The 11886-nt window shown below is 47.5% G+C and carries 15 protein-coding genes and 1 pseudogene; 9 read left to right on the forward strand and 7 right to left on the reverse strand.

The features are described from left to right. Position 1: 1 nt before the first annotated feature. The 5 genes and pseudogenes from KNQ02_RS07410 (at position 2) to KNQ02_RS07430 (ending at position 4167) form a co-directional block, all read left to right on the forward strand. The gene (locus KNQ02_RS07410; protein WP_088836750.1) at positions 2-1279 is read left to right on the forward strand and encodes a methionine gamma-lyase family protein; all 1278 of its coding nucleotides are present in this window, start codon (positions 2-4) and stop codon (positions 1277-1279) included. A 139-nt stretch (positions 1280-1418) separates the two neighbouring features. Further along, a complete protein-coding gene (locus tag KNQ02_RS07415) occupies positions 1419-1817 on the forward strand; it encodes a MerR family transcriptional regulator (protein WP_029333272.1) in 399 nt (132 codons plus the stop codon). Between the two features lie 49 nt (positions 1818-1866). Continuing rightward, the gene (gene glnA / locus KNQ02_RS07420) at positions 1867-3213 is read left to right on the forward strand and encodes a type I glutamate--ammonia ligase (protein WP_088836751.1); all 1347 of its coding nucleotides are present in this window, start codon (positions 1867-1869) and stop codon (positions 3211-3213) included. Between the two features lie 467 nt (positions 3214-3680). Further along, positions 3681-3917: pseudogene (locus tag KNQ02_RS07425) on the forward strand ((4Fe-4S)-binding protein). Beyond that, positions 3892-4167 carry a GNAT family N-acetyltransferase gene (locus KNQ02_RS07430; RefSeq protein ID WP_088836754.1) on the forward strand — a complete coding sequence of 92 codons (276 nt, stop codon included), beginning with the start codon at positions 3892-3894 and terminating at the stop codon, positions 4165-4167. The pseudogene KNQ02_RS07425 and the gene KNQ02_RS07430 overlap by 26 nt, the downstream one beginning before the upstream one ends. 49 nt (positions 4168-4216) lie before the next feature. Here KNQ02_RS07430 and KNQ02_RS07435 read toward each other — a convergent pair whose 3' ends face one another. From KNQ02_RS07435 to KNQ02_RS07445, 3 genes are all read right to left on the reverse strand, one after another. Then, positions 4217-4393 (reverse strand): hypothetical protein, encoded by a 177-nt coding sequence (locus tag KNQ02_RS07435; RefSeq protein WP_157898466.1) that lies wholly within the window; start codon positions 4391-4393, stop codon positions 4217-4219. An 87-nt stretch (positions 4394-4480) separates the two neighbouring features. After that, positions 4481-4807 (reverse strand): AzlD domain-containing protein, encoded by a 327-nt coding sequence (locus KNQ02_RS07440; RefSeq protein ID WP_088836755.1) that lies wholly within the window; start codon positions 4805-4807, stop codon positions 4481-4483. Continuing rightward, the gene (locus KNQ02_RS07445; protein ID WP_214807753.1) at positions 4786-5487 is read right to left on the reverse strand and encodes an AzlC family ABC transporter permease; all 702 of its coding nucleotides are present in this window, start codon (positions 5485-5487) and stop codon (positions 4786-4788) included. The genes KNQ02_RS07440 and KNQ02_RS07445 overlap by 22 nt, the downstream gene beginning before the upstream one ends. 167 nt (positions 5488-5654) lie before the next feature. Here KNQ02_RS07445 and dhaK point away from each other — a divergent pair, with 167 nt between their 5' ends. From dhaK to dhaM, 3 genes are read left to right on the forward strand one after another with little or no spacing between them, the layout of a single operon-like run. Continuing rightward, positions 5655-6623, forward strand: coding sequence for a dihydroxyacetone kinase subunit DhaK (dhaK, locus tag KNQ02_RS07450; protein ID WP_214807756.1), 969 nt, complete (start codon positions 5655-5657; stop codon positions 6621-6623). A gap of 43 nt (positions 6624-6666) precedes the next feature. Continuing rightward, positions 6667-7269, forward strand: coding sequence for a dihydroxyacetone kinase subunit DhaL (dhaL, locus tag KNQ02_RS07455; RefSeq protein WP_029333286.1), 603 nt, complete (start codon positions 6667-6669; stop codon positions 7267-7269). Continuing rightward, positions 7262-7627 (forward strand): dihydroxyacetone kinase phosphoryl donor subunit DhaM, encoded by a 366-nt coding sequence (gene dhaM, locus KNQ02_RS07460; protein ID WP_088836757.1) that lies wholly within the window; start codon positions 7262-7264, stop codon positions 7625-7627. Before dhaL ends, dhaM begins: the two co-directional genes overlap by 8 nt. Positions 7628-7812: 185 nt before the next feature. On the opposite strand, the gene glpK is transcribed toward dhaM, so the two are convergent. The 4 genes from glpK to lexA form a co-directional block, all read right to left on the reverse strand. Next, complete coding sequence (glpK, locus tag KNQ02_RS07465; protein WP_088836758.1) at positions 7813-9336, reverse strand: glycerol kinase GlpK; 1524 nt, start codon at positions 9334-9336, stop codon at positions 7813-7815. Positions 9337-9377: 41 nt separating this feature from the next. Then, complete coding sequence (locus KNQ02_RS07470; protein ID WP_088836759.1) at positions 9378-10079, reverse strand: MIP/aquaporin family protein; 702 nt, start codon at positions 10077-10079, stop codon at positions 9378-9380. A gap of 178 nt (positions 10080-10257) precedes the next feature. Further along, on the reverse strand, positions 10258-10731 hold the full coding sequence (locus KNQ02_RS07475) for a metal-binding protein (protein WP_088836760.1): 474 nt from the start codon (positions 10729-10731) through the stop codon (positions 10258-10260). A gap of 30 nt (positions 10732-10761) precedes the next feature. Next, on the reverse strand, positions 10762-11376 hold the full coding sequence (gene lexA / locus KNQ02_RS07480; RefSeq protein WP_029333297.1) for a transcriptional repressor LexA: 615 nt from the start codon (positions 11374-11376) through the stop codon (positions 10762-10764). A 207-nt stretch (positions 11377-11583) separates the two neighbouring features. On the opposite strand from lexA, the gene yneA reads away from it, so the two are divergent. Then, a complete protein-coding gene (yneA, locus tag KNQ02_RS07485; protein ID WP_214767387.1) occupies positions 11584-11871 on the forward strand; it encodes a cell division suppressor protein YneA in 288 nt (95 codons plus the stop codon). Positions 11872-11886 lie beyond the last annotated feature (15 nt).

Consider the following 11886-nt stretch of genomic DNA (forward strand, 5'->3'; position numbering starts at 1 on the left):
CATGTTTACAGAATTAACGCATTATGAAACGATTCGTCCCTTCATCGAGACGGCGGAGACGCGAATCGCTCCCGGGATTAAACGGACGCAAGAAATCGCGGAATACAATCAGTTTCGCGTCTTGAACGCGTTCCGGAAACACAAAGTCAGCGATTTTCACTTCATGCCGTCGACAGGTTACGGCTATAACGATGAAGGGCGCGATACGCTCGAACGGATTTATGCCGACGTCTTCGGTGCAGAAGCCGGACTTTGCCGTGCGCAAATTATCAGTGGGACCCATGCGATCGGGATTGCGTTGTTCGGGTTACTCTTGCCGGGCGACGAATTACTGTATATCACAGGCAAACCGTACGACACGCTCGAAGAAATCGTCGGCATCCGGGGTGACGGGCGGGGCTCGCTAAAAGAACTCGGTGTCACCTATGATGTCGTCGAGATGAAACAGGCGGAGACGATTGATATCGATGCCGTTCTCGCCCGGATCACAAGCAAGACGAAAGTCGTCGGGATTCAACGGTCGAAAGGTTATGCGACACGGCGCAGCTTACCGGTCGAAGAAATCGGTCACGCGATTGCGACGATTAAAGCCGTCCATCCGGACGTCATCGTCTTTGTTGACAACTGTTACGGCGAGTTCGTCGAGACGATGGAACCGACCCACGTCGGGGCTGACTTGATGGCAGGCTCACTGATTAAAAATCCGGGTGGGGGTCTCGCGAAAACAGGCGGCTACCTCGTCGGACGGACGGACTTGATCGAACGGGCATCGTTCCGAATGACGACTCCGGGCATCGGCGCGGAAGCGGGACCGTCGCTCTACTCGCTCCAAGACATGTATCAAGGCTTCTATATGGCGCCGCACACGGTCAGCCAGGCATTGATGGGGGCGATGTTCACGTCGAGCATGATGGAGCAGTTCGGTTTCGATACGGCACCGCATTACGCAGCAGAGCGGACGGATTTGATTCAATCGGTCTCGTTCCATGCCCCGGAACCGATGATTGCCTTTTGTCAGGCGATTCAAGCGGCGTCACCGGTCAATGCTCATGCTTTACCGATTCCGGACTATATGCCCGGATATGCGGATGATGTCATCATGGCAGCAGGGACATTCATCCAAGGGTCGTCGATCGAATTGTCGGCAGACGGACCGATTCGTGCGCCCTATACGGCTTACGTCCAAGGCGGGTTGACATTTAGTCACGTCAAAATCGCCATCATTTCTGCCGTCGACCATTTGATGGAAAAACAATTGCTTCCGCAAACGCGGGTTTAAAATAATTACAAACTGTGAAAAGACCTTTGATGACAGGTTGTCTGACTTGTGGGAAAGTTGTGTTAACTTTCCTGACATAGCTTGACAACTTGCCTCACAGAGGTTTATTCTCATGGAGTAAGGAAAAAGGAGGAACGACATGGCAGACGTAACACGACAGTCCAAGCCACTGTTTCCGATCGGAGTCGTTCAAGAGTTGACCGCGTTATCTGCCCGGCAGATCCGTTACTATGAAGAACAGGGACTGATCAAACCGGAACGGACAGAGACGAAACGCCGCCTCTACTCGTTCAACGATGTGGATCGTTTACTGTCGATCAAGGAATATTTGGATCAGGGACTGAATATCGCAGGGATTAAAATGATTTTTGACAATGATCTCATCAAACGAGAACGCGTTGCGGAAACGGTCGTCAAGACACGTCCGGAACTATCCGATGGAGAGTTGTATAAACTCCTGAAAAATCAACTGAAGGAAGCAGGTCAACCTGGAAAAACGTCGCTCATCCAAGGTGAGCTCGGGCGTTTCTTCAAGTAAGTACCTGTTACCATATATGAAAAACAGAATCGGAGAGGGGAACTGTTACATGACACGCCGCAACATTACACGAGAAGACATTATGAAAATCGCTAAAGCTGAGGACGTACGGTTTATTCGTCTACAATTCACAGATATCCTCGGTACAATCAAGAACGTTGAAATTCCAGTAAGTCAATTGGAGAAGGCACTTGATAATAAGATGATGTTCGATGGTTCGTCGATTGAAGGATTCGTCCGGATCGAAGAATCAGATATGTATCTCTTCCCAGACTTAAATACATGGGTTGTCTTCCCATGGACTGAAGATGGAACAGGTAAAGTCGCACGTCTCATTTGTGACATTCACAATCCAGATGGCACATCGTTCTCAGGTGATCCACGTGGTCAATTGAAACGCGTACTTAAAGAAATGGAAGAGCTTGGTTTCTCTTCATTCAACGTCGGACCAGAACCGGAATTCTTCCTCTTCAAAAAGGATGAAAACGGTCGCCCGACACTTGAATTAAACGACCAAGGTGGATACTTCGACCTCGCACCTGTCGATCTCGGTGAGAACTGCCGTAAAGAAATCGTCATCGAGCTCGAAAACATGGGCTTTGAAATCGAAGCGTCACACCACGAAGTCGCACCGGGTCAACACGAAATCGACTTTAAATATGCGGATGCGATCACGACTGCCGATAACATCCAAACGTTTAAACTCGTCGTTAAGACGATTGCTGCGAAACATAACTTGCACGCGACATTCATGCCGAAACCGCTCTTCGGTGTCAACGGTTCAGGTATGCATGCGAACATGTCCCTCTTCAAAGGAAACGAAAACGTCTTCTTCGACGAAGAGAACAGCAACATGCAACTCTCTGACGATGCACGCGCCTTCACAGCAGGTATCCTGAAGCACGCTCGTGCCTTTACAGCTGTCTGTAACCCGACAGTCAACTCGTACAAACGTCTTGTTCCTGGTTATGAAGCACCTTGCTACGTCGCATGGTCAGCCCGTAACCGTTCACCGCTCGTCCGAGTTCCTGCTGCACGTGGTCTTTCAACTCGAATCGAAGTTCGTTCAGTTGACCCGGCGGCTAACCCGTACCTTGCACTTGCGACATTGCTTGCGTCAGGTCTTGACGGAATCAAAAACAACTTGCAAGCACCTGCACCAATCGACCGTAACATCTACGTCATGGACAAACCAGAACGTGTTGCGAACGGCATCGATGATTTACCATCAACACTCAGCCATGCACTCGAAGTACTCAAAGCAGATGACGTCGTCATGCACGCACTCGGCGATCACATCGCGGAACACTTCGTTGAGCTCAAAGAAATCGAGTGGGATATGTTCCGGACACAAGTCACGGAATGGGAACGCGATCAGTACATGGTCTTGTTCTAAGTCTACTGGAAACGCCCGAATTTATTTCGGGCGTTTTTTAGCGTGTGGACAAAGCAACATAAAGTGATAAAAGCATCTCTCTTTTCCGTTGCTTTCCTCGGGCGAGGCGCAAGCCGTTGCTCCTTTATCCTCTCGGACAATGAGCAGGGTCTTGCCTGCCTCTGACAGTGCGTTAAAAACGCACTTTTTCCCGTAGGAGTCAATGGAAGAGAGATGCTTTTTAGACCGTCGTGCAGCCGTTTTGAAGATGAGACGAGACAGGAAAGTGCAACACGCAAGCATATCGGTATAAACCTTTCATTAGAGTTTATCTACAGCCTGAGAACGTCTGAATTTATTTCGGGCGTTTTTTGTGAGAATTCAATTGATGGATGCTTACATTTTTGTGATTTTATTAATTTTTTGATTTTCGAAAGGTGCATGCGTCTATTTAGGGAATAGAAAAATATACTAAGGAGGCGTTCCATATGAAGAAAGGCTATGAGGGAAAAGACGTGACTGTCTACTTTGATCCAGAAGTGTGCATTCATTCCGGTCACTGCGTCAAGAGCCTGCCTAGCGTGTTCGATGTCAAAAAATGACTATGGATTGAAGCGAACCGTGCGGGAGCAGAAGAAGTCATGCGTGTGATTGATGGCTGTCCAAGTGGTGCTTTATCTTATGAACGGAGGGAAGCAAATGGAACTGAAACGAGCAGAACGTAAAATCGAAGCGCATCAGGAAGGTGCAGTGATTGGAGAAATCACCTACAGCGACACGAACAACGGCATGTGGATCATCGATCATACGTATGTCGATCCCGCGCACCGGAACCAGCAAATCGGCGAACAACTCGTTGCCGAAATCGTCAACTGGGCACGGGAAGTTAACGTCAAGCTACTGCCGTTATGTCCGTTTGCGAAAAAAGAGTTTGAACATCAATCGGATTATCAGGACGTACAAGCAAATACGTGAACACAAAAATCTCCTCCAGTCTCTCAAGACCAGAAGAGATTTTTTCGAGTCATTGTTTGTGAGCCCTGACTTTCATTTTGCGAGAAACAACCATCGCGCCGAAATAGGCGACGACGTACAACGCGACCAGTCCTTGTTTTAGCATATAGGGGATATCCATTTGACTCGCGATCAGAAAAATCGCGCACAGCAATATCAAATAGGATACAAACTGCTTATTCGGCACATCAGGACCTCCTTCACTATCCATTAATTTCTATTTTAAAGATAACACAAAGGATGCATCGAAACATGTTAAAGATGAATGAAGTGCTTACAGATACAATCGTAGAAATGCCATGGTGACGACACCGGTCACGACCGTCCAGGATAGACTTTTGCTGAAAATTGCCACCGCCATCGTCGGTAGTGCTGCGAAGACATGAAGCGTCGAAATCGTCGGAAACGCGTCGTCTTGCGCGATGAGTAGATTTTGAAAAAAGAGGGCACCAAGCAGGCAGACCGGAATGAAGGAGAGCCATTCCGTTACGAGGCGTGGTAACGTCAGTCCATGAAGGACAAGAAACGGTAAGACGCGTGGAATCCAAGTGACGAGTCCACAAGCTAAAAAAAGAGCGATTAATTCTGGACGGATTTCCATCGTGTGATCACGACTCCTATACTTGCACCACCGAGCGTCGCGCAAAGAACGGCGACTTCTGGAGAAAAGTAGCGCATGGTTATGTAAAGCAATAGTAAGACGATCAGTAAGAGGCAACTGTTCACGGCAATGCGGGAACGTTCTCCTTCGAACTGTAAGTACAATAAGCCGATGAACATCGCCGTCAGGGCAAAGTCGAGACCGAAGCGCTCCGGATCAGGGAACCAACTGCCGACGAGTGCTCCGAGAACAGTTGCGACGATCCAGCTGAGATACGCAGTCAGGTTCAAGCCGTGCATGAAAGACGGGGAAAGCGTTCCTTTTTGCGCAGTATTCATCGCGACAGCGAACGACTCATCTGTCAGTAATGTCCCGACGCCGATCCGATCACGGATATGCCGGGTCTCAACATGCGGTGCAAGCGTCAGACTCATCAATAAGTGCCTGAGATTGACGATGAACGTCGTCAGGATGATGGCAGAAGCGGGACTATTCAATAATAAAAGACTTGTGATGATGAACTGGGCGGCACCGGCGTAAATGAAGACGGACATGAATCCGACTTCAAGAGGGGATAAACCGGAGGCACGACCGACGATGCCGGCAGAAAAGCCGATTCCGATATAACCGAGAACAGTTGGTAAACAGGCTTTGATTCCTGCTTGGAATGAAGAAGACACGATACAATTCCTCCTTTTTTGACATGTAAGATGAGCATAGCATCCGTACTCAAAAATGGACACTAAGTGGTCAATATTTTCATATGTTTTCTTGACATAAGTTTGCTTGAATTGTGGTAAAGACTAAGTGGTAGTGCAAAAATTCGTTAGACGAAGGAGCGTTCAAGATGGATAAATTAATGCAAGATGCCAACCGATTCGTATCAGATATGGTGGAAGGTCTCGTTTTAGCTCATCCGGATTTATATGCGAAAGTCGACGGCGTCAATGTCGTAAAACGAAAAGAACCACTGAACGGAAAAGTTGCCCTCGTTTCGGGTGGCGGCAGTGGGCATGAGCCAGCCCATGCTGGTTTCATTGGTGACGGGATGTTAGCTGCAGCAGTTTGTGGAGAGGTCTTCACCTCGCCGACACCAGATATGGTCCTTGAAGGGATCAAGGCAGCAGACGCTGGTAAAGGCGTACTTCTCGTCGTTAAAAACTATTCCGGGGACGTCATGAACTTTGATATGGCGAAGGAACTGGCAGAACTTGAAGATATCGAAGTCGAGACGGTTGTCGTAAAGGATGACATCGCCATCAAAAAAGAAGAAGATCGCCGCGGTGTCGCGGGTACAGTCTTTGTCCATAAAATTGCTGGTGCGGCAGCGGCGGAAGGCAAGTCGCTTGCTGAAGTCAAAGCAATTGCCGAGAAAGTCATCGGAAGCGTGCGTTCGATTGGGATGGCACTTTCACCGTGTTACATGCCGGAAAGCGGAAAACCTGGTTTCGACTTACATGAAGATGAGATGGAAATCGGAATTGGAATCCATGGTGAAAAAGGAATCGACCGGAAACCGGTTGCGTCCGTTGAAGCAATCGTCACGGAACTGCTCGACCGACTGACAGCAGAAGTAACAGACAAAAAAGTCGCTGTCATGGTCAATGGTATGGGTGGAACGCCGGAATCGGAACTCTACATCACCTACAAGTATGTCGCGGAACAATTACGAGCAAAAGGCTACGACATCGTCCGTCCATACATTGGAAACTATATGACATCGCTTGAGATGCACGGTTTCTCGATTACGTTACTTCCGGTCGACGACGAGCTCGTCGGTTACCTTGACGCAAAAACGAATGCAATCGGTTTTTAATCAAACTAAAAATTTTTAAAAGAAATAGAAGAGGTGGATTGAAATGAAGTTAACGACAGAACAGTTTCGTGAAAGCTTACTGAAGGCAGCAGCACAGATTGAAGCCCATAAAGATGAACTGACCGATCTTGATCGTGAAATCGGCGACGGTGATCACGGGATTAACATGTCACGTGGTTTTCAAGCCGTCCAAAAAGAACTAGAAGCACATGGTGAGTATGAAGATTTAGGTGATTTGTCAAAACAAGTTGGGATGACGTTAATCAAGACGGTCGGTGGGGCGTCTGGTCCGTTATACGGAACAGCGTTCGTCAAGTTCGCCGGAGCCTTTAAAGGGAAAAAAGAAGTGGAAGGGCAAGAACTGGCACAAGCTTTTGTTGAAGCGACGGAAGGCATCAAGATGCGTGGAAAGTCTGAATTCGGTCAGAAAACAATGGTCGACATTTGGACACCTTTCCATGAGGCCTTGAGCAAAGAGGCGGATTTAAACGCTGCACTCGAACAAGCGCTCCGTGATACAAAAGAACGTGTCGCGACGAAAGGGCGGGCTTCCTACTTTGGAGACGCGACAGTCGGCGTGCAAGATCCAGGTTCTTTATCGAGTGCACTCTTGTTACAAGAAATCGTGGAGGTGCTACATGGTTAATGTAATTCTCGTTTCACACAGTGAAAAACTGGCGACTGGTCTAAAGGAACTGCTTGCCGAAATGGCACCGGATACACCAATCCTGCTAGCGGCCGGTTTAGCGGATGGAAGCATCGGGACAGATGCTTCGCGCATTGAAGAGACGTTGAATGCGCTCGACGATGACGGTGTCATCTTGACGGATATCGGTTCTGCAACAATGAATACGGAGTTGGCCCTTGAACTGTATAGCGGTGATAAAACGGTCCAATTTGTCGAGGCGCCGCTCGTCGAAGGGGCATTCCTCGCGGCTGTTTTAAGTGGTCAATCGAAGTCACTGACTGAAGTCGTTGACGGATTGAAAAATGAATTCGCCTAAATGATTCGCGTAAGACCGTCTCCCTTCTAAGTCAGGTATCTGCCTGTTCGCTTAGAGGGGAGTTCTTTGGTGTGGATTGAGAAGTTGTATGAATTAAGAGGTCAAAGACAAAAAAAGAAGCGATTTCGAGTGATATCGAAATCGCTTCTTTTTAATAGAGTGGTGCAAAAGTCATCGTTGTTCGATTAGACGTTTGCGTTGGCTGCTTTTTTGTTCGGTGTGAATGCCATTGTCGCTTCGACCGCTTTTTGCCATCCGGCATAACGTTTTTCGCGATCGTCTTCTTTCATTTCAGGTGTGAATTGATGGTTGAGTTTCCACTGCTTTTTGATTTCAGCTTTATCTTTCCAATAGCCGACAGCGAGTCCAGCGAGGTAGGCTGCACCGAGTGCCGTCGTCTCATTGATTTCCGGGCGGTCAACTGGAACACCGAGAATATCCGATTGGAATTGCATCAAGAAGTCGTTGGCAACGGCACCACCGTCGACGCGTAACGTTTTCAGTTCGATGCCGGAATCTTGCTGCATCGCTGTCAAGACGTCGCGAGTTTGGTAAGCGAGTGACTCGAGTGTTGCGCGGACAAAGTGCTCTTTTTCCGTCCCGCGTGTCAATCCGAAGATGGCACCGCGAACGTCGCTATCCCAGTACGGTGCACCAAGACCAACGAAAGCAGGAACGACGTAGACGCCGTCTGTTGAATCGACTTTCAAAGCGTAGCCTTCTGAGTCTTTTGCATTTTTCAACATTCGGAGACCGTCACGCAACCACTGGATTGCAGAACCGGCAACGAAGATTGAACCTTCGAGTGCGTATTCCACTTTGCCGTCGACGCCCCAAGCGATCGTCGTCAAGAGTCCGTGGTCTGAAGAAACGGCTTTTTCGCCCGTATTCATCAACATGAAGCAACCTGTACCGTATGTGTTTTTCCCTTCGCCCGGTTCAAAGCACGTTTGACCGAACAAGGCAGCTTGTTGGTCACCGGCGATGCCGGCGATTGGAACTTCGAAGCCGAAGAAGTGATACGGGACTGTGTTGTCATAGACTTCACTTGATTGACGGACTTCTGGCAACATCGATTTAGGGACTGTCAGGATTTCAAGTAACTCGTCATCCCATTGTTGTTCGTAAATGTTGTACATGAGTGTCCGTGAGGCATTCGTGTAGTCTGTGATATGTGTTTTTCCACCTGAGAGCTTCCAGACGAGCCACGTATCGATTGTACCGAAGAGCAGTTCCCCGTTCTCTGCTTGCTCACGTGCACCATCGACGTTATCTAGAATCCATTTGACTTTTGTTCCTGAGAAGTAGGCATCGATGAGTAAGCCAGTTTTATCGCGGAATTTTTGATTGAGTCCTTGTTCTTTTAGCTCATCACAAATGTCGGCCGTTTGACGCGATTGCCAGACAAGGGCATGATAAACTGGTTTTCCCGTTTCCTTGTTCCAGACGACTGTCGTTTCACGTTGGTTCGTGATTCCGATGCTCGCGATTTGACTCGGTTTGATGTCAGCCGTTCCGAGTGCATCCGCCATGACTGCTAAAATCGAACCCCAGATTTCATTTGCATCATGCTCGACCCAGCCTGGTTGTGGGAAGTATTGTTTGAATTCACGTTGAGCAGAGTTGACGATTTGACCATCATGATCGAAAATGATGGCGCGTGAGCTTGTCGTTCCTTGGTCGAGTGCTAAAATATACTTGTTTTCCATCTGTGAGTCCCCCTTGAATAGTTAAGATACCTAATGCTCAATCAAAATAGCAGTTGATAGATGAAGACGGCGATTGCGCCTCCGATGATTGGTCCGACAATCGGAATCCATGAGTAACCCCAGTCTGATGATCCCTTACCCGGAATCGGTAAGATCGCGTGGGCGATACGTGGACCAAGGTCACGGGCAGGGTTGATTGCATAACCCGTCGTACCACCGAGCGAAAGACCGATGACGACTACGAGGAGACCGACGATCAATGGATTGAGTCCGTCTGCAAACGTATTCGCTCCAAGCGCCAAGATACCAAAGACGAGAACGAATGTCCCGATGATCTCAGATACTAAGTTTGATCCCGTATGACGGATTGCTGGACCTGTCGCGAAGACACCGAGTTTTGCGGCTTGATCTTCTGTCGCTTCAAAATGTTTCATGTAATGAAGCCAAACGAGTACTGCGCCAAGGAATGCTCCGACAAGTTGAGCAGCGATATAGATAGGTACATCTGCCCACGGTAAGTCAGAATTGAGCGCGAGCGACAAAGTAACCGCTGGGTTCAAGTGGGCACCACTGGATGCCGCGACGTAAACACCGGTCATAACGGCGAGACCCCAAGCGAGCGTGATGACAATCCAGCCACCATTTTCAGACTTGGTTTTCTTCAGAACGACACCGGCGACGACGCCATCCCCGAGTAGGACGAGAATCAATGTTCCCATCATCTCACTAATAAAATTACTCATGCAAAAACCCTCCCTTTGGATTAAAGCGAATAATGCCTTTCTATTTAAACCTAACCCGAATTGATAACGTTTTCAATACAAATAATTGAAATATAGGAATCGAAATTTTCAATATTTAGGTTTAAAAAAATTAGAATTGGATAATAAAAAGACTTTTTCCATGATTGAATGGAAAAAGTCAGGATCGACGTTTTTTTCGTTTCTTTTTAGGGCGGAACCAACTACTCGTATGATCAAGGATGATATGAATCGTACTTGCGGTCATCACACCGATAATAAAAGCAGGCATGACGTCAATCAATGAGTCGACCGTGCTTGCTTGGATGATTTCACTATAGAAGGCTAAAAAGAGTAGCGGAATCAATAAAGCGGCACTGTAGAGTAGGCGGATGACATCTCCGATGATTAAGCCATGCGACCAGATGGAGCGGTGCGGCATAATTTTAACGTATGGCATCCAAAGGACACGCAAAGGGCCAAAACGATAGTAAGGTTCCGATTTTAAGTCTAAGTCGGGCGAAAGCCATAAGGTCCCGACGGCGATTCCGACAGCGGTCGGGAGCCAATCCGTTTGGTTCGTTGCGACCGAATAAACAACATATCCCGTTAGGGCAACGGAGTTGACCGTATCATGTACATTTCCAGAAGGCATGAAAAAAGACCAGCTTAGCTGGTCCCTCTCTTAGTGAATCGTCCGGTAAACGCCGATGACCTTGCCAAGAATCGACACGTTATCGAAATACATCGGGTCCATCGAGTCATTTTCTGGTTGAAGACGTACCTGTTGATCTTCTAAGAAGAACCGTTTGACTGTCGCTTCACTATCTTCGGTCATCGCAACGACAATCTCCCCGTTTTCTGCTGTGTTTTGTTGACGCACGATAACACGATCGCCATCAAGAATACCTGCATTAATCATCGATTCGCCATCAATCGTCAACATAAAGACGGTTTCATTTCCTACATAATGTGCAGGGAGTGGGAAATGCTCTTCTATGTTTTCAATCGCAGTGATCGGAAGTCCGGCAGTTACCTTGCCGATAACGGGGACATGGACGATCGCTTCGTTGATTTCTTCAGGTTTATCAAGCAATATTTCAATCGCGCGTGGTTTCGTCGGGTCACGGCGAATCAGTCCACGTTTTTCTAGACGATCCAAATGACCGTGTACCGTTGAGCTTGAAGCAAGACCAACAGCTTCACCAATTTCGCGAACTGAAGGTGGATAGCCCTTTAACTTCACTTCAGCGATGATGTAGTCAAGGATTTCTTGTTGACGTTTAGACATTTTCCGCATACGAATTGCCACCTCTTTCCGGATTGGTTTTTTTTAGGATTTAGGAATATATGTTTCTAGAATTACTATAACATAGAACAAATGAGCGTACAAACAATTGTTCGATGTTTTTGTATTGACCGAACACTGGTTCTGTGTTTATTATAGATTATGCGAACAATTGTTCCGAGAACATTTATTCTAATAACCTATTTGGAGGGATTCATGATGATTCATTCTATTCGTACTCATGCCTTTTCAATTCTGTTTTATACGCTCAGTTTTGCTTTCATTCTTTTTCTTTTAACACCACGACCGGATGAAAAGGTCCACCGATTACTCACGGCGTCAGTCACGGTCGATGAGAACGTAACGGTCGAACAAGTTGCAGAAGTCTACAATGATGGTTCGATGACGAACCAGGAATACATCGACTGGCTGATCAAGAACAATGAACTCGAAACAAAACATGTCATTTCGAAAGACAAAATCGTTGTACCAATCGCACAACAATGACAGAATATAAAAGTT

It is taken from the genome of Exiguobacterium sp. s102 (assembly GCF_018618635.1).
GTDB classification, from domain to species: Bacteria; Bacillota; Bacilli; order Exiguobacteriales; family Exiguobacteriaceae; genus Exiguobacterium_A; species Exiguobacterium_A oxidotolerans.